We start from the raw sequence: 24,236 nt of genomic DNA, 5'->3' as shown, positions 1-24,236 counted from the left end.
ACCACCGGGTGACCACGGGAACGGAAATCGCCGGTCACCTCTGGAAAAGCCTAGCGTAGCCGAACTCAAAAAATAATCAAGATATCAGATATTTGAGGGCATTTTGGCGTAGAATCGAAAAGCATAGAAAAGGCGACTGGGAAGTTTGCCAAGGTTGGGGTCGGGCGTTCGAATCGCCTCGCCCGCTCCATTTTCCTAGATAATCCGGATATCTGTTGGCCGATGAAAGGCCTGCGCGCCCTGCGGCGCGCGCGGTCGTTGGTCGCTTTGCCGGGCCAATTCGTCGAGCGGCAAGGCAATCGGGCCAAAAAGAGGTTGCGCCACAGGCTGAGCGCGCTAACAGCGACGATATGTTGTATCGTCTTGCTAGCTCGCTTCGTCTCGTCGGCTCCACCGTCTCGCTCGCGGCATTGGCCGTGGGCAGTCAGGCCTACGCCCAGTCCGCCGAACCGGCAGATCCCGCACGGGACGCCGAAAATCCCCCTTTGACCGACGATCTGCACGACCGGCGGATCAACTATCAGGGCCAGATCGTCGTCAGCGCGCAAGGGATACGCGATCTCGATCTGCTCGCCGGGACCGACGTGGTCGAGGGCGAGGAATTGCAGCGCAATCTCGCGGGCCAGATCGGCGACGTGCTCGACAGCCAGCCGGGCGTATCGGCAAGCGGGTTCGCGCCCGGGGCATCGCGCCCCATCCTGCGGGGTTTTTCCGGTGAACGGGTCAAGGTGCTGATCGACGGAATCGGAGCGATCGATGCCTCGAACACCTCGGACGATCACGCGGTCTCGATCGATCCGCTGACCGCCGAACGGATCGAGGTGCTGCGCGGCCCCGCAGTCCTGCTGTTCGGCAGCCAGGCGATCGGCGGCGCGGTCAACGTCATCGACAAGCGGATTCCGCTGCGGCTGCCGAGCGAAAGCGTGCATTTCGACTTCCTTGCCGGCGGCGACACCGCCGCCGACCAGCGTGAAATCGGCGGATCGGTCGATATGCGGCTGGGCAATAGCGGCTTCGTCTTCCATGCCGATGGTTCGTGGCGCGAGACCGACGATCTCGAAGTCCCCGGTTATACCGTCGCGCCTGCGCTGCGCGCCGACCTGCTGGCCGATGCTGCCGAAGAGACCGAGGAAGGCAATCTCGAAGAAGCCGAGGAATTGCGCGAAGCCGCCGACCAGCGCGGTTTCGTTCCCAACACCGGCACCGAGACATGGACTGCGAACGCCGGGCTCGCGTTCTTCAGGAACGACAGCAGCCTTGGGTTCTCCTTCGGGGTTTACGATACCCAATACGGCGTGCCGGGTCGCCCCGGTGCGGGCCACCATCACGGCGAGGAAGAAGGCGAGGAGCATGATGAAGACCACGGCGCCGAAGAGGAAGAGGGCGAAGAAGCCGTAAGCATCGGCCTGCGCCAGTACCGCGCGGATCTGCGCGGCGACATCTATCTCGGCGAAGGCCTGTTCGAACGCCTGCGCCTGCGCGCCGGCTATTCCGACTATACGCATACCGAATTCGAGGGCGACGAAATCGGTACGGTGTTCGATGTCCAGGGGATCGAGGCCCGCGCTGAGCTGATCCAGAACGACAGCGGCCCGTGGCGCGGTTCGATCGGCATGCAGTATTATTTCCGCGATTTCGAAGCGATCGGGGCCGAGGCCTTCGTCGCGCCGAACCGGACGGACCAGTTCGCCGTGTTCGCCTTGCAGGAATATGGCACCGGACCGCTGCAGGTCGAGGGCTCGCTGCGCTACGAAAACACGCATACCGAAGCCAATACGCTCGGCATCACGCGCGATTTCGACACCTTCTCGGGCGCGGTGGGGCTGTCTTACGAAGCGACGCCTGCCATCCGTACCGGTATCAACCTGTCACGGGTGGCACGCGCGCCCGCCGCCGAGGAACTGTTCTCGAACGGGCCGCATATCGCGACGCAGGCATTCGAGATCGGCGATCCCAACCTGAAGCAGGAAAAGGCCTGGGGCGCCGAACTGTTCGCCCGCGGGAGCCTCGCCGGCGCGACGTTCAGCCTCGCGGCGTACCGCACCTGGTTCGACGACTTCATCTACCTGTCGCAGACGGGCGCCGAAGAGGACGACCTGCCGGTCTTCGTCTTCCTGCAGCAGGATGCGACCTATTCCGGGATCGAGGGCGAAGTGGCCTTCGATCTGCTCGATACGGACAACTTCACGCTGGGGACCGAACTGCTGGGCGAATACGTCCACGCCAAGCTCGACGACGATACCTTCGTCCCGCGGATTCCGCCGTTGCACCTGGCCGCCGCGCTCAAGGCGTCGACGGGTGACTTCGACGTGCGCGGCGAGGTCGAATGGTATGACAAACAGAACGACATCGCGCCGTTCGAAACCGCGACCGACGGCTACACCTTCGTCAACGCATCGATCGCGTGGCGCCCGTTGCGGGGGACCAATTCGGTCACCCTGTTGCTCAAGGCGGACAACATTTTCGACGTCTCGGGCCGCCGCCACACCAGCTTCACAAAAGATTTCGTCCCGCTGGCCGGGCGCAATTTCAGCGCCAGCCTGCGCGCCAGTTTCTGAACCGGTCCGCCCACCCGGGTTTTCGGTGACCGCCATGGCTAGCCTTGGCGGTCACCGTATCGGTTCTGCCGCGCTTACTGTTCGACGGCCAAGGTCAGTTCGGCACGTTCCTGCAGCCGAGTGACCAGCGCTTCGCCGAGGAACGAGCCCGGAGTACCGACCCCGCCTTCGGCATCGCTTTCGAGCAGGCCCATGCCGGTTTCCGCCAGCATCCGGCTGGTCGAACCGTATCCCGGGTCGTACTTGCCCTTCACGGCATAGTGCAGCCGCTTGCCGTCGTCCCATTCGCCCACGAAAAGGACATCGTAGAAGCCGTTCTCCCGCTCCTCCTTGGTCGGGCCTTCGCCCGGCTTGGGGGGCTTGGCACCGAACGGGTTCTTGAGCATCGAGACGACCGCGTCGGCTGCAGCCTTGCCGGCCTCGCCGGGGCTGGTCAGCATCATCTCGTCATAGCGGAAGTCTTCGCCATAGGGATGGCCGCGCAGGAAATTGGTGCGGTGGACGTTCTTGGTGTTGATCGTCGCCATAATGAACGGCGCGGCCCATTTGCCCAGTTCGTCCTCGTAGTGCGGCATCATGCCCGAAGGTTGATCGGGGCCGGTGAAACCCGGCGTCAGGCCGAAGGGATCGTTGAGTACCTTGATGATCCCGGGGTTCTTGGCCGCGTTCTTCATCGTTGCGGTGAGGCTGGCCGCAGTGCCGCCCGAAAAGGTCCCCTGCATCGCGCGGACGCGGCCCTTGACGCGCGGAGCGGGCGAACCGTGGCGCTTCACCGCCTCCTGCTGCAGCATCAGCACGCCGAGATCGAAGGGTATCGAATCGAACCCGCTCGAGAAACAGATCCGCGACCCACTGTTCTTGGCTGCCTCGTGATGCAGGTCGATCTGTTCGCGCATCCAGCCCGGCTCGCCGCATAGGTCGGCGTAGTCCGTCCCGCTCTTTACGCAGGCAGCGACCAGTGCGTCGCCATAGAGCTGGTAGGGCCCGACCGTGCTGAGAACGACCTTGGTCCGCGCGCACATGGTGTCGAGGCTGGCGGGATCGTCAGCGTCGGCCACGACCAGCGGCGTGCTCGCCGGTGCGCCGATTTCGTCGCGGACCGCTTCGAGCTTGTCCATGCTGCGCCCCGCCATTGCCCATTTCGGAGCATTGGCGGCATTGCCATATTCGCGCACGAAATGCTCGGCGACGAGACGCCCGGTGTACCCGGTGGCGCCATAGACGATGATGTCGAATTCGGTGTCGGCCATGTCAGTCTCCTTTGCCGCCTGAATGCGCGTGGCGGGCAGGAGAGTCAAAGACGTTACGGCGTGCGCGGAATGCGCGGGAGGACGCCCGACTGGCTCGAAATGGCCAGCAAGCGCCCGTCTTCAGCGAAGTGCCGGGCACTTCCGTGAACCACGCCGCGATCGAAGGCGGCAAGCTCGGTCACCGAAAGCACCCAGCCATCGTCCGCCGACTGGATATGGCGATAGGTATCGTCGAGGCTGGAGCCGCCGCGCGCGGCGTGATGCGCGCCGAGGAAGAAGTCCGAGACGATTGCCAGCCAGCCTGAATCCGCTGCGAATCCCGCCTGCGAGCGGGACCACAGCGCCTGGATGCCGCGCTCGTCGTCCTGCATCGCTACGCGGGTCTCGAGCTGGTCGCCCAGCGTACCGGGCACGCCCCAGCTGCGATCGCCGCTTTCGCATTCAGCGGGGGGCGGGACGTCGGGCATTGCGGCGAAGATGCGCTGCTCGCTCGGCTCGCGCGCGCCCAGCGCCGCACTGACGCGGTGGGTCAGCCGGCTGTTGCTGCGAATTTCCGCCTGCCATTGGCCCACCGACTGGCCGCCGCCGCACTGCTCGCAGGAAACGACCAGCTCCTCCGCATGCGTGGTCGGGGCGAGGAACTGGATGTTCGACCATAGCAGCGTCTGCCCGCTCGCCAGTTCGAGCGCGTCGACCGCTGCCGCCAGTGCGACCCCGCCCATCACATGCGGTGCGCCTTCGGGCCCAACCGTGGCAGGCGGCATGACCGGCAGGACGTATTCGCCCTCGCGCTCGCCCGGCGCGACACGCCAGAAGGGAAAGCGTGAAACGCTCACCCGATCGCGGTCACAGCCGCGGCAGCGTCACGCCGCGCTGACCCATGTATTTGCCCGCGCGGTCACGGTAGCTTGTTTCGCAGCGCTCGTTGCCCTGCAGGAACAGGAACTGGCACGCGCCTTCATTGGCGTAGATTTTCGCCGGCAGCGGGGTGGTGTTGGAAAATTCCAGCGTCACATGGCCTTCCCAGCCGGGTTCGAGCGGGGTGACGTTCACGATGATCCCGCAGCGTGCATAGGTGCTCTTGCCGAGGCAGATCACCAGCACGTCTTCGGGCACGCGGAAATATTCAACCGTCCGTGCCAGCGCGAAGCTGTTGGGCGGGATCACGCAGATGTCGGTTTCGCGGTCGACCAGGCTGTCGCCGTCGAAGTTCTTCGGATCGACCACCGCGCTGTTCACATTGGTGAAGATCTTGAACTCGGGCGCGACGCGCGCGTCATAGCCATAGCTCGACAGCCCGTAACTGATCACCCCTTCGCGGCGCTGCGCCTCGACGAAGGGCTCGATCATGCCCTCGTTCTGCGCCTTGTCGCGGATCCACTTGTCGGAAAGAATCGCCATGCGAGAACGATTCCCGAGCCGCGCCACGGGGGCAAGCGGCCCGGGAATCTTATCCGCCCTTTAGCTCGCCAGTAGCGTGGCGTTGCCGCCGGCGGCGGTCGTGTCGATGCACACCACGCGTTCGGTTGCGAACCGTGCGACGTAGTGCGGCCCGCCCGCCTTGGGGCCGGTGCCCGACAGGCCTTCGCCGCCGAACGGCTGGCTTTCGACTACGGCACCGATCTGGTTGCGGTTGACATAGAAATTGCCGACCTTGGCGCGCGCCTCAACAAAGGCGCGCGTGTCGTCATTGCGGCTGTGAAGCCCCATGGTCAGCCCGTAGCCGGTCGCGTTGATATCCTCGACCACGCGGCCGAGATCGGCGGCGCGGTAACGCACGACATGGAGGATGGGGCCGAAGTTCTCGCGTTTGAGGTCGAGGATCGAATCCATTTCCACGATCGTCGGCGCAACGAAGCACCCGGCATTGGCACCGCGATGAAGGCGGCGGCGCCATACGGGGAAACCGCCCTTCTTGCGCCGGGCGACATGCCGTTCGAGCGAGGATTTGGCGTCCATGTCGATCACCGGGCCGACATCGGTGGCCAGGTGCTCTGGATTGCCGATCGTCAGCGCCTCGAAACCGCCGCGGATCATCTTCAGCATCTCGTCGTAAACGTCGTCCTGAATATAGAGCACACGCAGCGCCGAGCAGCGTTGGCCCGCGCTCTGGAACGCGCTGGCGACGACGTCGCGGGTCACCTGCTCGGGCAGCGCGGTCGAATCGACGATCATCGCGTTCTGTCCACCGGTTTCGGCGATCAGCGTGGCGATCGGGCCCTCGCGCGCGGCGAGGCCGCGGTTGATGGCCTGCGCAGTCTGCGTCGATCCGGTGAAGGCGACGCCCGCAATGCGCGGATCGGAAGTGATCATCTCGCCCACTTCGCCCGCACCCGGCAGTAGTTGGAAAGCCTCTTCGGGGATGCCCGCCTGGTGGCACAGGCGCACCGCCAGCGCCGCGATCAGCGGCGTCTGCTCGGCCGGCTTAGCGACGACCGTATTGCCCGCGGCGAGCGCAGCGGCGGGTGTCCCGATGAAGATCGCCAGCGGGAAATTCCACGGGCTGATGCAGGCGAACACGCCGCGGCCATGCAGGCTGAGCCGATTTTCTTCGCCCGTTGGCCCGGGCAGCGGGATCGGGCCGGTAAACTGGCGCCGCGCCTCATTGGCGTAGAAGCGCAGGAAATCGACCGCTTCGCGCAGCTCGAGCACTGCGTCCATCAGCGTCTTGCCCGCCTCGCGCTGGCACAGGCTGAGGAATTCGTCGGTGTGTTCCTCGAACAGATCGGCCGCCGCTTCGAGCAGCACCGCGCGTTTCTCGCCGCCGAGCCGGTCCCAGCCCGGCTGGATCGCTTCGGCGCGCGTAATCGCTTCCTCGACTTCGAAATCGAGCGTATCGCGGCGCGTGCCGACTTCGGCCGACAGGTCGTGCGGCTTGTTGATCGGGGCGATTTCGGCATCGGCACCCGACATAAAGGTCGGCTCTGCCGTCCAGTGCCGGTTCTCGAGTGCGGCGAGGCGTTCCTGCAGCGGTTCGAGCACCAGCGGATCGGACAGGTCGATCCCGGCCGAATTCTTGCGGCCCGGGAAGATGTTTTCCGGCAGCGGAATGGTTGGATTGCGATAGGGATCGAGCTGCGCCATGTCGGCCACCGGATCGGTCGCCAGATCGGAAGCGGGCACTTCGGCATCCGCCATGCGGTTGACGAAAGAGCTGTTCGCGCCGTTTTCGAGCAGCCGCCGGACCAGATAGGCCAGCAAATCCTTGTGCGTGCCGGTGGGGGCATAGATCCGCACATTGGTGCGGTCGTTACCTTCCATCTGCGCGAGCGCGCCGTAGATATCCTCGCCCATGCCATGAAGGCGCTGGAATTCGAGTGGCTTGCCGCCCGCCAGCGCCTTGATCGCACCGATGGTGTAGGCGTTATGCGTGGCAAAGGCGGGATAGATGGCATCGTCTGCGGCCAGCATCTTCTCCGCGCAGGCGAGATAGCTCACGTCGGTGGCCAGCTTGCGGGTGAAGACGGGGAAATCCTTGAACCCGCCAACATGGCTGAGCTTGATCTCGGTATCCCAATAGGCACCCTTGACCAGCCGGACGAAGAACTTGCGGTCGTATTTGCGGGCCAGCCGCGCGGTCCATTCGACCATCGGCACGCCGCGTTTCTGATAGGCCTGGATGGCCAGCCCGAACCCTTCCCAGCGGCTGCCGTCGGGCCGTGTGAACAGGCTGTCGTCGCGCGCGAGGGCCTCGATCAGATCCATCGACAGCTCGAGCCGGTCGGCTTCTTCGGCATCGATGGTGAAATGGATATTCGCATCGCGCGCAGCGGTCGCGAGATCGCGCACGATCGGCAACAGGTCGGCGATCGCCAGATCGGCATGCAGGAAAGTGTATTTCGGATGCAGCGCGGACAGCTTCACCGAGATGCCCGGAGCGGTCCGCACGTCGCCGGTCGATTCGCGCACCAGGCGTTCGATCGCTTCGTGGTAATTCACCCGGTAGCGTTCGGCATCGGCGAAGCTCATCGCGGCTTCGCCAAGCATGTCGAAGCTGTGCGTCAACCCGCGCGCGCGTTCGGGGGCCGCGCGCTTGAGCGATTCATTGATCGTGCGGCCATAGACGAACTGTCCACCGAGGATGCGCATGGCCTGCAGCGTCGCGGTGCGGATCACGGGTTCGCCCAGCCGGTTGACCGCGCGCTTGAGCGTCTTGCCCATGCCCTTCTGCGCTTCCTCGGGACGTTCGAGCACTTCGCCCGTCAGCATCAGCGAGAAGGTCGCGGCGTTGACGAAGGTGGATGAGCTTTCGCCCATGTGTTCGGCCCAGTCGATATCGCCGATCTTGTCGCGGATCAGCGCGTCGGCGGTCGCCGCATCGGGCACCCGCAGCAGCGCTTCGGCGAGACACATCAGCGCCACGCCTTCCTCGGTGGCGAGGCCATACTGATGCAGGAAGGCATCGATCCCGCTGGCCTTGCGCTTGCGCGCCTCCTCGATCAGCCGGGTGGCGATCTCGGCGGCTTCTTCGTGCTTGGCGCTCGCCCCGCTGGCTTGTGCCATGCGCTCGGCGACGCAGGCGTTCTCTTCCGCGCGGTAGGCCTCGCGGAGCGCTTGGCGGGAAATGGGGGACAGGCGGGCAGGATCGTGCAGGGCCATACGACTCCGGACAGAAGGAGGGATAAAGCAGGCCCATTGGACCTGCGGTGTATCCCTTTCAAGCTTTGCGGAGCGCGCTGGTTCCGTAGCGTCGTGTCAGTCGCGCGCGCCAAACCAGTCGGCGACCGCCTGCTGTGCTTCGTCAGGCAGGTGCAGGCCCAGCTTGCTGCGCCGCCACAGCACATCCTGCGCGGTGCGCGCATATTCGTGGTCGACGAGGTAGCGCAGCTCAGCCTCGTACAGCGTACCGCCGAAGTGCCGGCCGAGATCGGCCAGCGCAGTTGCCCCGCCCAGCACACGGTCGATCCGCGTGCCATAGGCGCGCGCCAGCCGCAGCAGCATTTCGGGCGGTATCCAGGCATAGCGTTCACCCGCCTCCCACAGGAAACCGGCGAAATCGGCATCGGGCATGTCACCGCCCGGAAGCGGCGCATGGGCGGTCCAGTCGCGCCCCGGCAGCGGCATCACCTCGCCCAGCTTTTCCAGCGCATGTTCGGCCAACTTGCGGTAGGTGGTGATCTTGCCGCCATAGACCGACAGGATGGGCGCCCCGTCCTGCGCGTCGAGTTCGAACACGTAGTCGCGGGTCACGGTCGAATTGCTTGCGGCATCGTCTTCGTACAGCGGGCGCACGCCAGCATAGGAGGACACGATTTCCTCTTCCGTCACCGCGCTGGTGAAATAGCGCGAGGCCGCTTCGCACAGATAGCGGGTCTCCTCGGGGGCGATCGTCACGGCGTCGAGATCGCCTTCGTATAGCAGGTCGGTCGTGCCGATCAGCGTGTAGTCGCGCTCATAGGGGATCGCGAAAATGATGCGCCCGTCGGGTTGCTGGAAGATATAGGCATGCTCACCCGAAAACCGCCGCGACACGATGATGTGGCTGCCCTTGACCAGCCGCAGATGCGCCGGTGTGCCGGCCCCCAGTGCGATCTTGGCCACCCGGTCGACGAACGGACCCGCCGCATTGATCACTGCGCGCGCCGTCACGGATCGTTCGCCAGCAGCACTCCGCAGTGTCGCGCTCCAGCCATCCGCGCTTCGCTCCAGCGCGGTGCATTCGGTACGCACGCATATCTCCGCGCCGCGTTCCTCGGCGTCGCGTGCGGTCAGCACGACCAACCGCGCGTCTTCGACCCAGCAGTCCGAATATTCGAAACCGCTAATCAGCCGGTCCTGCAGGATCGTGCGGTGCGGGGCCACGCGCAGCTTAACGCGCTTGCTCTTGGGCAGGCTCATCCGTCCGCCGATGCGGTCGTATAGCGCGAGGCCCAGCCACAGCATCCACTTGGGCCGCATGCTCGGTTCATGCGGCATGACGAAGCGCAGCGGCCAGATGATGTGCGGGGCGTTGCGCAGCAGCACTTCGCGTTCGCGGAGGCTTTCGGCAACGAGGCGAAATTCGTAATTCTCAAGATAGCGCAGCCCGCCATGGACCAGCTTGGTGCTGGCCGAGGAGGTATGCGAGGCCAGATCGTTCTTCTCGACCAAGAGCGCCCGCAGGCCGCGGCCCGCGGCATCGCGGGCAATGCCTGCGCCATTGATCCCGCCGCCGATAACAAGGAGGTCGTAGGCTTCGTTCATTGCTGGCGGATCACGCGGCCGACGACGGCATCAAGCCTGGTCATCAGCGCCTTGTCGCGGGCCTCGGGCGCGGTCACCACGGCATTGTCCAGCGCATGGTCGATGGGCGATGGCGTGCGTTTGCGCGGCAGGGCCTTGCAGAACGCCTCGATCGTTTCGCGCGCCAGCCGGGCATTGTCCTGCATCCGGTCGAGGACCTGACCGACATCGACCGCTTCGGTCTCGTCACGCCAGCAATCGTAATCGGTCACCATCGCCAGCAGGGCATAGGGCAGCTCCGCTTCGCGGGCCAGCCGGGCCTCGGGCATTCCGGTCATGCCGATCACTTCGGCGCCCCAATGGCGATAGAGCCGGCTTTCGGCGCGGGTGGAAAACTGCGGCCCCTCCATGGCGAGATAGGTCGCGCCCTCGGTGCATTCGCCCCCTGCTGCGGCGACGGCTTTCGCAGCGTGTCTGGACAGGCGGTCGCACACCGGATCGGCCATGGAGACATGCGCAACGAACCCGTCCTCGAAAAAGCTCGATGGGCGACCCTTGGTGTTGTCGATGAACTGGTCGACGGTGACGAACCTGCCCGGTGCCAGCTCTTCCGACAGCGAACCGACCGCGCTGACCGCGAGGATATCGGTGCAGCCAGCGCGTTTGAGCGCATCGATATTGGCGCGTGAATCGAGCGTCGAGGGGGCGATGCGATGACCGCGTCCATGGCGCGGCAGGAACCGCACGCGAACGTGCCCGATGGTGCCGCACAGGATCTCGTCGGAGGGATTGCCCCAGGGCGACTGTACCGCAATCCATTGCGGATCCTCCAGCGCATCGATGGCATAAAGCCCCGACCCGCCGATGATGCCGATGGTCCAGTCGCTCATATATCCCCTCTGCGTCGCCGGCCGATCGCTTGTCGCAGCTTCTCCCCTACGGGAGCTTGCCGCTTGCGGTTAATTTGTGCCTGAGCGGTGGCGTGTGGCAAGCGGCAAGTCCAGAGGGGAGTTGCAATCGGGCACTCGTGGCGCCCGCATCCGTATTCATCGTGCGGGGCGTGGCGGTGCGCTTGACAGCCAGCCGCGTTTACCGCGCAAACACCGCCTAGGCGGGGCATAGGGAAAGATGATGGCCGAAACGAATATCGAACCGACACTGGCAAGCCTGAGCGAACGCCTGCGCGTCCTGCACCGGCAGACACGCGAGACGCCGCTGTTCAACCCGGTGTTCCAGTTGTCCCTGGATATTTCGCGCAAGCTCGAAAGCGGCGATTTGGGGATCGCGGACCTGGGCGGTCTGGTCGACGAGCTGGAAGCGCAATCGCTCGATGCGCGGGCCAATCGGCTGCGCAACCTGCTGGCGCCGGCCGACGCGGGCGAGCGTCTCGCATCGCTCGCATCGAGCGGCGCGGCGTTCGATAGCTATCGCGCGTTCTGGGAACAGCCGCACATGCACGTGGTCTTCACCGCGCATCCGACTTTCCTGCTGTCCCCTCAGCAAAGCGAAGCGGTCGCGCAGGCAGTCGCAAACGGAGGTGACGTTCGGCCCGGGGCCGCAGGGGAGGCGCCGGAAATCACGCTGCGTTACGAACACCAATGCGCGATGGCCGCGCTCGCCAATGCGCAGGACGCGCGTGACCGGATGGTGAGTGCGGTGCTCGACCGGGCGCAGGCCGAATTTCCCGGGCGCTGGTGTGAATTGCAACCCCTTCCGTTCCGTTTCGCCAGCTGGGTCGGCTATGACATGGACGGGCGGACCGACATCAAGTGGTACACCTCGATTGCATTTCGTCTGTCGGAAAAGGCGCAGCGGCTCGAACGCTATGCCGCCTCGCTCGCGGCGATCGACGAAGCGCATCCGCTTATCGCCAAATTGCGCAGCGCCGCTGAACATGCCGCCGCCAGTGCCGACGAATTTGCCGGCGATCTGTCCGATCCCGCCGATCTTTCGGCAGCGGCCAACCGGCTGACCGCAGACCATGCCGACAAGCTGCTTTCGCTCGAACCGCTGATCGACCGGCTGGAAACCGAAGCGCGCGATTGTGCGGCCGAACGGGCGGTTGCGCTGCGCACGCTCGTTTCCGCGATGCGCGCCGACGGGCTGGGGATGAGCTGGATTCACTTCCGCGTGAATGCCAAGCAGCTCCACAATGCGATCCGCACCAAGCTGGGTGATGCGGCGGATATCGACTTGTCGAGCCGCGGCGCAATCGCCGCCTTGCGCGAACTGCTGGCCGGGGTCGAACCGCAAAGCGCCAATTTCGCCAGCCTCGCAGTCGAAAGCTCGACCGCGGTGCGGCAGTTCCTGGTGATGACTCAGATCCTCAAGCATGTGGATGCCGATGCGCCGATCCGCATGCTGGTGGCCGAATGCGAGCAGCCCTCGACCGTGCTCGCCGCGCTCTATTTCGCCAAGCTGTTCGGAATTGCCGACAAGGTCGATGTCTCCCCGCTTTTCGAGACCGAGACCGCGCTTGAACACGGCGGGCGGTTCCTCGACCTGCTGCTGGCCGAGCCCGACTACCGCGCCTATGCCAAGACCCGCGGCCGGATTGCGATCCAGACCGGGTTCTCCGACGCCGGGCGCTTCGTCGGCCAAATCCCTGCCAGCCTCGCGATCGAGCGGCTGCAGGGCCGCCTGGCCGAGGCAATGGATGCCAACGGTCTCGGCGATGTCGCCGCGCTGATTTTCAACACGCATGGCGAAGGGATGGGGCGCGGCGCGCACCCTTCCGGCTTCGAAGACCGCATCGAATGGGCCCTCAGCGCCTGGACGCAGCGCCGCTTCGCCCGCGCGGGGATCACGCTCGAACCCGAAGCGAGCTTTCAGGGCGGCGACGGCTACCTGCTGTTCGCCACCCCCGATATCGCGCTGGCGACGCTGACGCAGATCGCCGCGAACAGCCCGGCGCATACCGACGCCGATGTCCCCACCGATCCCTTCTACCGGCGGACCGACCTCAGTCTCGATTTCTATCGCGCGATCAAGGATCACCAGCGCGATCACCTGGAAAGCCGGACCTACAGCCGCGCGATCACCGCCTTCGGCCTCGGCTTGCTCAACCAGACCGGCAGCCGCAAGTCGCGCCGGCAAAGCGATCTGTCTGCCGATCGCGAGATGAGCCTGCGGCAGATTCGGGCGATCCCGCACAACGCCATCCTGCAGCAGCTTGGCTATCCGGTGAACATCATCGCCGGGGTCGGCAGCGCGGCGGAAAGCAATATCGAGGAGATCGGTACGCTCCTGTCCGAAAGCCCGCGTGGCCGGCAGATCATGCGGCTGGTGCGCGCGTCGAATGCACTGGCCAGCATCAAGACGGTTGCGGCCTTCGGCGAACTGTTTAACTCCGCCTATTGGGCCAGCCGCCCCTATCGCGGGACCGAACAGCATCTGGGCGCGGCCTGCGAGGCCTTGGCCGAATATCTTATCAAGGACGATCGCAATGGCGTGTTTCGCCGGCTGGCATCGCGCCTGCGCGTCGACGCGTTGAAGCTGCACCGATTGTTCGAGCTGGTGCCCGACGACGATCCGCATCCCGAACGCGAAAGCGTGCGCCGGGCAATCGGCGTGCTCCAGGCCGTGCGCCTGGCGCTGTTGCAGCACATGTTCCTCAAGGCGATCTCGGTTCCGGCATTCAGCCGCGCCAACGACATCAGCCGCACCGATGTGCTGGAAATGGTCTTCACACTGCGCATCGACGATGCGCTTGCCCAATTGCGCCGCGCCTTTCCGACCAGCTTTCCGCGCAAGGACGATTTCGCGCTCGACGAGCCGGGCGAATATCCGCGCGGCGAGGGCGAAGGTTATGCCGCGATCCGGCGCGATCACATCGATCCGATCGAACAGGCCTACGAACTGTGCCTGCGAATTTCGACTGCCATCGCGAACGAGTTCGGCGCGCACGGCTGATTGAATTCGCTGCGGTTCGCGCGCATTGTCCTGCCCTGTCAGCTGGGGGGAGGACAGAATCGTTGGACAATTTCCTGTGGGGTGTGGCCGCCGGGGTGCTGGGCGTTGCGGCGCTCGCCTTTTTCGCGTTCACGATGTTTCGGCGCGGGCCGCTGACGTTCCAGATCGACGGGTTTTACACCCATGTCGCCGATGGCGATGTCGGCCCCCTGATCCGCGATGTGCAGGCGGACGTCCCCGATGCCGCGGTGTGCAGGCTCGACGACCGCATGTCCTGTTCGATCCGCGAGGCGGTGCAATGCCACAATGAAGCCGGCCGCCCCGATTGCCACGTGCTGCTGCTGTCGGGCGGCGGCCAGTGGGGCGCCTTCGGTGCGGGGCTGTTCGACACGCTGAGTCGCAACAGCGGCAACGAACTCGCCCTTGGTGGCGTGGGCGTCATCACCGGCATTTCCACCGGCTCGTTACAGGCGCTGATGCTGATGGTCGCGCTCGATCCGAAGCAGACCCCGGATATGCGCCGCTTCGCGCTCGACCGGCTCGTCTGGGGTTACGCGCCGGAGCGGGAAAGCGATGTGGTTAGGCGCACCGGGCTGATCGGCGTTCCGCTGTTCGGTTCGGCGGCAGGCACGCAGCGGCTGCGCCAGCGTATCATCGAAGCGCTCATGCCGGGCGGCGACGAACGGCTGATCGAGGCGATCGGGCAATCCAGCATCGAGGCTTTCGCCGGCTTCGTCGAAGCCGAGCGCGGGGTGTTCCGCTATGCCGATATCAAGGAATTGGTGAATGCCGCCCCCACGGCCGCGGCGGCAGCGGAAGCGCTGGCGGCGGCGACCATGGCCTCCTCCGCCATGCCGGTGTTCCACCAGCAACTGCGCGTCGCGGGAAGCGATGGCGAAGCGCTGGCGCTCTACGATGGCGGGGTGCGCCGTTCGGTCTTCTTTGACCGCGCGATGGCGGCGGTCGACCGGGAAGTGCGCGAACAGATGAAGGGCCATGCACTGGCCAAGATCGCCGGCGGTGCGACGCAGGCTGCGATCGCGCAGGATTACGAAGATACTGCGCCCACGGTCTATGTCGTGCGCAACGGCCCCACCGTGCGCAAGCGCGATGCCGCTTTCAACACCAGCTCTGGTCCGCTCAAGAACGGACAGCGCGGGTACGATCTGCTGGTCAATGAAAGCGAGATCGGGGCCATTGCGGGCCTGCGCCTGAACAATCCCTACGGACGGATCATGCTGACCAGTGCCGACCGCTACGACACTTTCCCCAGCAACGTGGGCGAGAATTTCAAGGACGACGAAATGTTCAAGCCCGCCTTCATGGCGCGGCTGCGCGACCTCGGCCGGCACAAGGCCGAACGCCCCGAAGGGCCCTGGTGGCCGCTCAGCAGGATCGAACAGGTCTGAGAGAAATCTTTCGGGACTGTTGGTGCGGTCGAGAAGACTCGAACTTCCACGGCCTTGCGGCCACAACGACCTCAACGTTGCGCGTCTACCAGTTCCGCCACGACCGCACACAGTCTGCATCGGAGGCCCATCACAAGGACGGCCCCCGCCGGTAGGAGCGCGCCACTAGCAGCGAGGCTGCGCTGCCGCAAGCACCTTTATCGCATGGTAGCGCCGGTTAGCGCGGAGCCCAGCCGATATCCGCGAACACCGCCGATTTCGGCACATCGGTGACCGCTTCGTTGATGGTCAGTTCCTCGCCCGGGGCCAGCGTCGATTGCGGCGGCTGGACCACCCAGCTGTACACCTGCCGTTCGCGCTGGTCGCGCAGTACGATCAGGATCGGAGGGATCGGGCGGGATTCGCGCGCGGTATTGGTGACGATGATGCGCGCGCCGAAGAATTCGGTCCCGTTGGGCAGCGTGCGGCGTTCCTGTTCCTCCACCGGGAAGGCAAGTTCCAGGTCGGGTTCGGCAACACCGAACAGCGGGCGCGAAACCGGTACCCATTCGGGCAGGCCGACGTAATTGACCGCGGCAATAGTGGCGAGCGCGATGGCGGCGAAGATCGCCGCCGCCCAGGTCCACAGCTTGGCGATGTTGCGCCGCGGGCGGAACGGGGGCGCATGCTCGAACCGCGAGGGGCCTTCATCGATTTCGGCGGCAGGCGCGGGGGGCAGGTCATCCTGCACTTCGCCATAGGGCGGGGCGGTTTCGTCGAAATCGGGACCATCCGCCGGCACGGGCCGGTCCGGGGTTTCGGCAAAGGTGAACCCGGGTTTCGCTGCCGGATCCGGCTGTTCCTGCGTATCTGGCGCGCTCGCTGCGGGCGGGGGCGGCGGCGGAGCGGGTGCAGCCGCCGGTGCCGGTCGCGAGACGGGCGCCATGTCGCCGGGCGTCAGCCGGTCCGCGTCGGGCCCGTCCTGGAACCAGCTGTGCTTGCATTTGGCGCAGCGGACGGTGCGTCCGTCGATCCCGATCGCACTGTCGGGCACGACATAGCGCGTGGAGCAAGCTGGGCAGGCGATAATCATGGTGACCCAAGGCTTAGGCCGGTGCGCGAATCCCGACAAGCGACTGTACTGTTCGCAAACCCCCATGGGCGCTTTTTTCCACATGCAAGCGCGGTTATAGGCTGTGGCCGACGATGATGGGCGCTTTTTTCTTCTCGATCGACCGGGCTGCGCGATGAGCGTGGCCGAGCAGGAGATCGTCAGTTTCGACAATGTCGGATTGCGCTACGGTACCGACCGCGAAATTCTGTCCAACGTGTCCTTCACGCTGTTTCCCGGGCGGTTCTATTTCCTCACCGGTGCAAGCGGTGCGGGCAAGACGTCCCTGCTGAAGCTGCTTTATCTTGCGCAGCGGCCTTCGCGCGGGGCGATCCGCATGTTCGGCACCGATGTGATCACCCTGCCCCGCGAACGGCTGCCTGCCTATCGCCGCCGCATGGGCGTGGTCTTCCAGGACTTCCGCCTGGTCGACCACCTTTCCGCCTTCGACAACGTCGCCTTGCCCTTGCGCGTTTCGGGCGTGCGCGAGGCCGATTTGCAGGGCCCGGTGGCCGACATGCTCGAATGGGTCGGCCTGGCGCATCGCGCTGATGCCCGCCCCGCAACCCTGTCGGGCGGGGAACAGCAGCGCGTGGCGATCGCGCGGGCGGTCATCGGCCGGCCCGACATGCTGGTGGCGGACGAGCCGACCGGCAACGTCGATCCCGAAATGGCGCTCAAGCTGATCCGCCTGTTCGAAGCGCTCAACCGCCTTGGAACCACGGTGGTGGTGGCAACGCATGACGTGCACTTGCTGAGCAAGGTGCCCGATTCGCTGATCATGCGTCTGGACAAGGGGGTGCTGTCGGACCCCACCGGCGCATTACGCTATCCCCCGCGCCGGATCGGAGCGGGGGAATGAAGAAGCCTCCCGTTATTGCCGGTGCTGCCGAGCGCGGACTGTCACCTTTTCGCGGACGCCGCGCCGCGCATCTCTTGCCCCAGGCGCGGCTGGGAGGGCCGATGCCGTGGGTGATCGCCATCATGGTTGCCCTTACGGTGCTTGCCGCAGGGGGGGACTTGCGCTCGCCAATCTCGCCGATCGGGCGCGCGGCGAACTGGCGGGCAGCGCAACCGTGCAGATCGTCGATCCCGACCCGCAATCGCGCTCGCAGCAAGCCGATGCAGCGGCCACCCTGCTGGTCCAGGATCCCGCGGTCGCCGGGCTGGCGATCGTCCCGCCCGAAAGCGTTGCGGATTTGCTCGAACCATGGCTGGGTACTGACGATCCGGAACAGGCGGTGCCGCTGCCCGCGCTGATCGACCTGCGGCTGCGGGACGGCGCCGATGCCGCCACGCTGGACCGGCTGCGCAGCCTGCTGGCGGATGCGGCACCCGCTGCCCGGATCGATGCGCAGGCGCAGTGGCTGGCGCCGGTCCTCGATGCCCTGTCGGCGCTCGGCTGGATGGCGTTCGGACTGATCGGCCTGCTTGCCTTCACCAGCGCGGCGGCCGTGTGGCTGGCCGCCCGCAATGCGCTGGGGGGCAATCGCGACACGATCGAAATCGTGCACCTGCTGGGCGGCAGCGACGCGCAGATCGCGCGGATATTCCAACGTTCGATCCTGGCCGATGCCGTGATCGGCGGCGCGCTGGGTCTGGTAATCGGGATGGCCGCCGTGTGGCTGATGGGGGCGCAGTTCGCCGCGCTCGATCCGGGCCTCGTATCCAGCGGGGGGCTACAGGGCAGCGATTGGCTGGTCTTGGCCCTTGTCCCCGTGGGGGCGGTTGCTCTAGCGGTGCTGACAGCACGGTTTACCGTGCTCGCTTCGCTCAGGAAAATGCTGTGATCCTCCGCCTCTTCGCTGCAGCTGTGCTGGTCTATGCGTTCGGCTTCCTTGCCTTTGCCGTCTCGCTGCCCAAGCCGGTGAGTGGGCAGCGCACCGATGCCGTTATCGTGCTGACCGGCGGTCCGGGCCGCATCGCGCGCGGGCTGGAAGTGGTCGACGAGGGGCTGGCCGAGCAGATGTTCGTTTCCGGCGTCGATCCCGAAGTGACCCCGGCCGAATTCGCCACCGAATTCGACGTTCCGCGCCGGACAATGGAATGCTGCGTCAAGCTCGGATATCTCGCCGTCGATACGCGCAGCAATGCGGGCGAGGCCGCGCAGTGGCTCAAGGAACACGATTATACGAGCGTGCGCCTGGTAACCACCGACTGGCACATGGCGCGGGCGGCCTCCGAATTCGCCGGCACGCTGCCGCCGCAGATCGATGTGCTGAAGGACGCAGTGCCCTCGCATCCGAACCTGCCGACGCTGTTCCTCGAATACAACAAGCTGCTCGCCGCGGCGATTTCGCAAGGTCTGCCAGACTGATCCGCCTATGCGATTGTTACGCAACCTTGCCTTCTACTTCGCTTTCTATCTGGGGAGCCTACTGATTACCTCGGCATCGCTGGCGGTTCTGCCGTTCAGCGTGGAAGCGTTCCGCCGGCAGGTGCGCAACTGGTCGCAGTGGCAACGCTGGTGCCTCACGCATCTGCTCGGCTGCGAGATCGTGCTCGAAGGCGCGCCGCTGGCCGAACCGGTGCTCTATGCGATGAAGCACGAAAGCTTTTTCGAGGCGATCGATACGCCCGCACTGTTCGATTGCCCCAGCGTCTTCGCCAAGCAGGAATTGTTCAGCATCCCGTTGTGGGGGCGCGCGGCAGCGGCGTTCGGGCTGGTGCCGGTGGAACGCAATGCCGGGGCCCGCGCGCTGATGACCATGATCCGTTCGGCCAAGGCGCTCGCGGCGGATGGGCGTCCCCTGGTGATTTTCCCCGAAGGGACGCGGGTGCCGCATGGCGAAAAGCGTGAACTGCAATCCGGCTTTGCCGGCCTGTACAAGATGCTCGGCCTGCCGGTGGTCCCGGTCGCGGTGGACAGCGGGCCGGTCTATCACCGGCTCTACAAGCAGCCCGGACGGATCACTTATCGCTTCGCCGAACCGATCCCGCCGGGCCTGCCCCGGGCCGAGGTGGAAACCAGGGTGCGCGAGGCGATCAACACGCTGAATCCCTGAGGACGCCACCCGGCACGACGTTTTCCATCTTGCGAAAAAGGCATGCTGTGCAGTCATTTATGACGCTATGCAGTGGTCTCTGTAGCACTAAATTGCGCATACGCGTCTATCCGGCCTTATTGTAAACGGGTCGATAACCTTCTCCTGTCTATCGCGAGCGGATGGATTCGCCGTCCGTCCCCAATCCGAAACCGGAACAACTGCGCCTGGCTGCGCTGGGCGAGCTGGGCGTGCTCGACACCGAGGCCGAGCGCGAGTTCGACGCACTCGCGCGGGTTACGGCCTCGATCATGGGCGTACCCAATGCCGGGATCAGCCTGGTCGATGCCGATCGCCAGTGGTTCAAGGCCTCGCACGGGATCGAGATCGGGGAAACGCCGCGCGATATCGCCTTTTGCGATCAGGTGGTGGCTCGCGGCGAGGCGCTGCTGATCGCGGATACGCTCGAGTCCGAAGAGTTCGCCGCCAACCCGCTGGTCACCGGACATCCCAGGCTCCGGTTCTACGCCGGCGCGCCGCTGATGCTCGACTCGGGCGAGTGTGTCGGCAGCCTATGTGCGCTCGATACGGTGCCGCATGCCGATTTCCCCATCGAGAAACTCGACCGGTTGCGCGATCTCGCGACACTGGCATCCGAGTTGCTCGAGGCGAGGGGGCGCCGATTGCGCGGCGAGATCGCCGCCAAGATCGTTTCGGCCACGCCGCATGCGGTCATGGCCGCCAACCACCGCGCCGAGATCGTCTACTGGAATACTGCCGCCGAGAAGATGTTCGGACTGCCCGCGGCCAAGGCCATCGGGCGCAATGTCATGACCATCATCCCGAAGAAGTTTCACCATGGTCACCAGGAACGCTTCGAAGCAGCCGCAGAAGGGGGGCCGACGCGCCTGGTAGGGACATTCGTCGAACTCGAAGCGCGCCATGCCGACGGCACGGTTTTCCCGGTGGAACTGTCCTTGGCACCATGGGGCAGCCAGGACATGGGCGGGTTCGCCGCAGTCATTCGCGATACGACCGACCAGATGAAACTGCGCGCCGAACGCGACCGCAACAAGCAGTTCCTCGACGCGGTGGTGTCCAATCTGCCGTCGATGCTGTTCGTCAAGGACACCGACACGCGCCGCTACCTGCTGGTCAATCGCAAGGCCGAAGAGGTCATTGGTCGTTCCGCCGAGTCGATGAAGGGAAAATCGGATGCGGAACTGTTCCCGGGAGCGGGCCAGACCTTCGAACACAATGATTTGAAAGTGATCACCCAGGGGGGAACGAGCCAGACCGAAGCCGAATTCGAACGCGATGATGCCACGCGCGTCCATATCAGGACGACGCGGGTGCTGATCGATGGTCCCGACCGGCCCAACCAGTATCTGCTGGGATTGTCCGAAGACATCACCAGCATGCGCAAGACCGAGGCCGCCCGCTGGCGGCTGGCCAATTACGATACGCTGACCGGCTTGCTGAACCGCGGCAGCATGCTCGCCCAGATCGAACGCCTGATCGAGGCGGAGCACCGATTCGCCATTTTGAACATCGACCTGGACCGGTTCAAATCGGTGAACGACCAGTTCGGGCATGTGACCGGGGACGAAGTGCTCAAGGTGGTCGGCGCCCGCCTTGCTGACCTGTCCGACGAGAACACCCAGATCGCCCGCATCGGCGGTGACGAATTCGTCTGCCTGATGACCGGCGAGCGGCTGCGGGAACGCGCGGCGCGGTGCGCGGAGATGATCATCGCCGGGCTCCGGCAACCGATCAAAACGCGTGGCATTACCGCGCATCTCGGGGCTTCGATCGGAGTGGTCCTCTATCCCGATGATGGCCGCTGCGTCGAATCGCTGCGGCAGAACTCCGACCTCGCCATGTACCGCGCCAAGAACGAGGCGAAGGGCGAGCCGTGTTTCTTCGATGACGAGATGGATGCCGCGGAGCGCGATCGCCGCACGCTCGAGCGCGACCTGCGCACGGCGATCGAAGAAGGCCGGATCGACATCGCCTACCAGCCGATTGTCTGCGTCGCGACCGGCGAGATAACCAGTGTCGAGGCGCTCGCGCGGTGGAGCGAACCCGATCGCGGGGCGATCCCGCCCGACATTTTCATCGCGCTTGCGGAGGACTGCGGGCTGATCGACGAACTGGGCGAACAGATCCTTCGCCGCGCCTGCATCGACGGTCTGGCCTGGCCGGAGAAGCTCAAGGTCGCGGTCAATCTCTCGCCGCGCCAGTTCTATTCGGGAATGCTGACCGATACCGTACTGCGCGTGGTCGAGGAAACGGGTTTCCCCGCCCACCGGCTACAGTTCGAGATTACCGAGAACCTCGTCATCCAGAACGCGGCGGAAGCGTTCTCGCAGCTGGAGGAGCTCAAGAGCCACGCGATCGGGATCTCGATCGACGATTTCGGCATCGGCTATTCCTCGCTGAGCTACTTCCAGTCGTTCAGCTTCAACAAGGTGAAGATCGACAAGTCGTTCGTGTCCGAACTCGACCATTCCAAGGCCGCGAAGGCAATCGTCCAGGCGGTGGTCGGATTGGCCACGCAGCTCTCGATGTCCGTAGTGGCCGAAGGGGTGGAAACGCCGTTGCAGCGCCAGATGCTCGAAGACCTCGGCTGCAGCCATCTTCAGGGCTATCTTATCAGTCGCCCCGTCTCAGCCAGTGCGATCAGCGCCATGGTGATTTCCGAAGCAGCGCTGCTGCCGGCCTGATCTGGATCCAGCCGGCTGAGCTTTGGCGCCTAGTGGTCCTTGCGCCCGAAATCGGGGCGCGCATCATCCTGGCCTTCGTCGATGATCGACCGGCGGATGGTGCGGGTACGGTCGAACAGGTCGAACAGCGTATCCCCATCGCCGTTGCGAATTGCCCGCTGGAGCAGGCTGAGATCCTCGGTGAACCGTCCCAGCACCTCGAGCACGGCATCGCGGTTCGACAGGAAGACATCGCGCCACATCGTCGGATTGCTGGCCGCGATACGCGTGAAATCGCGAAACCCGCCCGCCGAATATTTGATGACTTCGCCGCGGGTGACCTCTTCCAGGTCGGATGCGGTCCCGACGATGGTATAGGCGATCAGATGTGGAATGTGGCTGGTCACCGCCAGCACCAGATCATGGTGCCGCGCATCCATGACCTCGACCGTGGCGCCGAGCCCGACCCAGAAATCCGCCAGCGCATCGACCGCGGTCTGCGGCGTATCCTCGGCCGGCGTCACGATGCACCAGCGCTGCCGGAACAGCGTGGCAAAGCCTGCATCCGGACCGCTGTTCTCGGTCCCGGCAACCGGATGTGCGGGAATGACGATGGCCTCGGGGAGGGCTGCGCCCAGCGCTTCGCACACGCTGCGTTTCGACGAGCCCACGTCGCTGACGATGGTGCCGGGCGTGATATGCGCGGCAATCGCCTGCGCGGCGGCTGCCATCGCGCCCACCGGCACGCACAGGATGACGAGATCTGCATCGCGAACGGCGTCGGCCGGCGTTTCCCCGACCGTATCGACCAGGCCCCGCGCCGCCGCCTGCGCGCGGACGTCGCCATCGGCATCCCAGCCCGTGGTGGTCAGGTCGGGCAGGTTTTCGCGTACTGCGAGGCCGATCGACCCGCCGATCAGTCCCAGGCCGATGATCGCGACACGGCGGATGGTCATGCCGCGTTCCCGCACAGGCGCTGCAACACGCCGGCGATATCGTCCATCTGGCTGGCTGTGCCGATGGTGATGCGCAGCGCCTGCGGCAGCCCCTGGCCCGGCAGATGACGCACTGCATAGCCCGCTTCGGCAATCGCGTGCAGCGCGGTTTCCGCCTGCAGCGCGCCTTCGAACAGGACCAGCACGAAATTCGCCTTGCTCGGGACCGCACGCAGCCCGTGATTGCCAAGTGCTTCGATCGCCTGTGTAAAGCGCTTGCGCTCTTCGCGGTTGGCCTCGCGCGAACGGGTAACGAATCCGTGGTCGCTTACCGCGGCGATCGCAGCGCGCTGTCCGCCTGCCGTGACATTGAAGGGGCCGCGGATGCGGTTGAGAACGTCGATCAGCTCGGGGGCGCCCGTCGCCCAGCCGATCCGCTCTCCTGCCAGGCCATAGATCTTGGAGAAGGTCCGCGTGACCAGCACGTTTGCGGCATTCGCAGCAAGCGCGAACCCGCCATCGGCCTCCTCGGGTTCGAGATATTCGGCATAGGCCTGATCGAGCACGAACAGGACGTCGGTGGGCAGGCCGGCGTGCAGGCGCCCGATTTCGCTACGCGGCAGGTACGTGCCCGTGGGATTGTTCGGATTGGCGAGGAAGACCACCCGCGTGCGATCGGTCACCGCAGCCAGCATCGCATCGACATCGGCGCCGAAATCGGCATCCCCGACTTCGACCGGTGTCGCACCGCAACGGCGTGCGGCAATATCGTAGACCGCGAAGCTGTAACGGCTGAACAGCACTTCGTCGCCCGGCCCGGCGAATCCCTGCGCGGCAAGGTTGAGCAACTCGTCCGATCCGGTGCCGCAGACGATCCGCGCCGGATCGATGCCGTGTTCGCGCCCCAGCGCCGCGCGCAATGCGCTGGCGTCCGGATCGGGATATTCTGCGGGGGCGTGATCGCGCGCCAGCGCCGCCAGCGCAGCGGCGCTGCAACCCAGCGGGTTTTCGTTGGCGGACAGCTTGGTCAGCCTGCGTCCGTCCGCGCCGGTGGACTTGCCCGGAACATAGGCGTGGATGCCCGCAATCCAGGGCTTCATCGCGGGTTTTCCCGCGCGTGTATCGTTCTCTGCCATAGCGGCTTTGTCGCATGGAAGAATATCGGCCCTTCGACAAGCGGCAGGCTTGTGGTTAGAGGCAGGCTTTGATTGTTTCCGTCCAAGGTCCGATT

At 65.2% G+C, this 24,236-nt stretch carries 17 protein-coding genes and 1 tRNA gene; 8 read left to right on the top strand and 10 right to left on the bottom strand.

Going from position 1 to position 24,236, the window contains the following annotated elements; translation table 11 throughout:
• Positions 1 to 350 precede the first annotated feature (350 nt).
• On the top strand, positions 351 to 2,558 hold the full coding sequence (locus WKH79_RS09300; RefSeq protein WP_341858706.1) for a TonB-dependent receptor: 2,208 nt from the start codon (positions 351 to 353) through the stop codon (positions 2,556 to 2,558).
• 74 nt (positions 2,559 to 2,632) lie between these two features.
• Here the strand turns inward: WKH79_RS09300 and WKH79_RS09295 are convergent, their stop codons facing one another.
• From WKH79_RS09295 to mtnP, 6 genes are all read right to left on the bottom strand, one after another.
• A complete protein-coding gene (locus WKH79_RS09295) occupies positions 2,633 to 3,808 on the bottom strand; it encodes a saccharopine dehydrogenase NADP-binding domain-containing protein (RefSeq protein ID WP_341858705.1) in 1,176 nt (391 codons plus the stop codon).
• A gap of 53 nt (positions 3,809 to 3,861) precedes the next feature.
• Positions 3,862 to 4,644 carry a hypothetical protein gene (locus WKH79_RS09290; RefSeq protein WP_341858704.1) on the bottom strand — a complete coding sequence of 261 codons (783 nt, stop codon included), beginning with the start codon at positions 4,642 to 4,644 and terminating at the stop codon, positions 3,862 to 3,864.
• A gap of 10 nt (positions 4,645 to 4,654) precedes the next feature.
• Complete coding sequence (gene dcd, locus WKH79_RS09285) at positions 4,655 to 5,209, bottom strand: dCTP deaminase (RefSeq protein ID WP_050599494.1); 555 nt, start codon at positions 5,207 to 5,209, stop codon at positions 4,655 to 4,657.
• Positions 5,210 to 5,269: 60 nt separating this feature from the next.
• On the bottom strand, positions 5,270 to 8,407 hold the full coding sequence (gene putA / locus WKH79_RS09280; protein WP_341858703.1) for a bifunctional proline dehydrogenase/L-glutamate gamma-semialdehyde dehydrogenase PutA: 3,138 nt from the start codon (positions 8,405 to 8,407) through the stop codon (positions 5,270 to 5,272).
• A gap of 96 nt (positions 8,408 to 8,503) precedes the next feature.
• Positions 8,504 to 9,991: a glycerol-3-phosphate dehydrogenase gene (glpD, locus tag WKH79_RS09275; RefSeq protein ID WP_341858702.1), complete on the bottom strand. Its 1,488-nt coding sequence runs from the start codon at positions 9,989 to 9,991 to the stop codon at positions 8,504 to 8,506.
• Positions 9,988 to 10,860 carry an S-methyl-5'-thioadenosine phosphorylase gene (gene mtnP, locus WKH79_RS09270; RefSeq protein WP_341858701.1) on the bottom strand — a complete coding sequence of 291 codons (873 nt, stop codon included), beginning with the start codon at positions 10,858 to 10,860 and terminating at the stop codon, positions 9,988 to 9,990. Before mtnP ends, glpD begins: the two co-directional genes overlap by 4 nt.
• A 241-nt stretch (positions 10,861 to 11,101) precedes the next feature.
• Between mtnP and WKH79_RS09265 the strand changes: the two genes are divergently transcribed.
• Together WKH79_RS09265 and WKH79_RS09260 are read left to right on the top strand one after the other, a co-directional pair.
• The gene (locus tag WKH79_RS09265) at positions 11,102 to 13,882 is read left to right on the top strand and encodes a phosphoenolpyruvate carboxylase (RefSeq protein ID WP_341858700.1); all 2,781 of its coding nucleotides are present in this window, start codon (positions 11,102 to 11,104) and stop codon (positions 13,880 to 13,882) included.
• Positions 13,883 to 13,944: 62 nt separating this feature from the next.
• On the top strand, positions 13,945 to 15,291 hold the full coding sequence (locus tag WKH79_RS09260; protein ID WP_341858699.1) for a patatin-like phospholipase family protein: 1,347 nt from the start codon (positions 13,945 to 13,947) through the stop codon (positions 15,289 to 15,291).
• 20 nt (positions 15,292 to 15,311) lie between these two features.
• Here WKH79_RS09260 and WKH79_RS09255 read toward each other — a convergent pair.
• Together WKH79_RS09255 and WKH79_RS09250 are read right to left on the bottom strand one after the other, a co-directional pair.
• Positions 15,312 to 15,398: transfer RNA gene (locus WKH79_RS09255), tRNA-Leu, on the bottom strand.
• 110 nt (positions 15,399 to 15,508) lie between these two features.
• Entirely contained in the window at positions 15,509 to 16,363 is an 855-nt protein-coding gene (locus WKH79_RS09250; RefSeq protein ID WP_341858698.1) for an MJ0042-type zinc finger domain-containing protein, read from the bottom strand.
• A gap of 154 nt (positions 16,364 to 16,517) precedes the next feature.
• Here WKH79_RS09250 and ftsE point away from each other — a divergent pair, with 154 nt between their 5' ends.
• From ftsE to WKH79_RS09225, 5 genes are all read left to right on the top strand, one after another.
• On the top strand, positions 16,518 to 17,243 hold the full coding sequence (gene ftsE / locus WKH79_RS09245) for a cell division ATP-binding protein FtsE (protein ID WP_341860110.1): 726 nt from the start codon (positions 16,518 to 16,520) through the stop codon (positions 17,241 to 17,243).
• 106 nt (positions 17,244 to 17,349) lie between these two features.
• Entirely contained in the window at positions 17,350 to 18,171 is an 822-nt protein-coding gene (locus WKH79_RS09240; RefSeq protein ID WP_341858697.1) for a cell division protein, read from the top strand.
• The gene (locus WKH79_RS09235; protein ID WP_341858696.1) at positions 18,168 to 18,698 is read left to right on the top strand and encodes a YdcF family protein; all 531 of its coding nucleotides are present in this window, start codon (positions 18,168 to 18,170) and stop codon (positions 18,696 to 18,698) included. The genes WKH79_RS09240 and WKH79_RS09235 overlap by 4 nt, the downstream gene beginning before the upstream one ends.
• A 7-nt stretch (positions 18,699 to 18,705) precedes the next feature.
• Positions 18,706 to 19,386 (top strand): lysophospholipid acyltransferase family protein, encoded by a 681-nt coding sequence (locus WKH79_RS09230; RefSeq protein ID WP_063507127.1) that lies wholly within the window; start codon positions 18,706 to 18,708, stop codon positions 19,384 to 19,386.
• 161 nt (positions 19,387 to 19,547) lie between these two features.
• Positions 19,548 to 22,091 carry an EAL domain-containing protein gene (locus tag WKH79_RS09225; RefSeq protein WP_341858695.1) on the top strand — a complete coding sequence of 848 codons (2,544 nt, stop codon included), beginning with the start codon at positions 19,548 to 19,550 and terminating at the stop codon, positions 22,089 to 22,091.
• A 29-nt stretch (positions 22,092 to 22,120) separates the two neighbouring features.
• Here the strand turns inward: WKH79_RS09225 and WKH79_RS09220 are convergent, their stop codons facing one another.
• Together WKH79_RS09220 and hisC are read right to left on the bottom strand one after the other, a co-directional pair.
• The gene (locus WKH79_RS09220; RefSeq protein ID WP_063512917.1) at positions 22,121 to 23,026 is read right to left on the bottom strand and encodes a prephenate/arogenate dehydrogenase family protein; all 906 of its coding nucleotides are present in this window, start codon (positions 23,024 to 23,026) and stop codon (positions 22,121 to 22,123) included.
• The gene (gene hisC / locus WKH79_RS09215) at positions 23,023 to 24,141 is read right to left on the bottom strand and encodes a histidinol-phosphate transaminase (protein ID WP_341858694.1); all 1,119 of its coding nucleotides are present in this window, start codon (positions 24,139 to 24,141) and stop codon (positions 23,023 to 23,025) included. The genes WKH79_RS09220 and hisC overlap by 4 nt, the downstream gene beginning before the upstream one ends.
• Positions 24,142 to 24,236 lie beyond the last annotated feature (95 nt).

The organism is Qipengyuania sp. GPGPB31 (genome assembly GCF_038396345.1).
Lineage (GTDB): Bacteria > Pseudomonadota > Alphaproteobacteria > Sphingomonadales > Sphingomonadaceae > Qipengyuania > Qipengyuania citrea.
The sequence above is the reverse complement of the archived record's forward strand: the minus strand, read 5'-3'. Positions and strand labels throughout refer to the sequence as shown.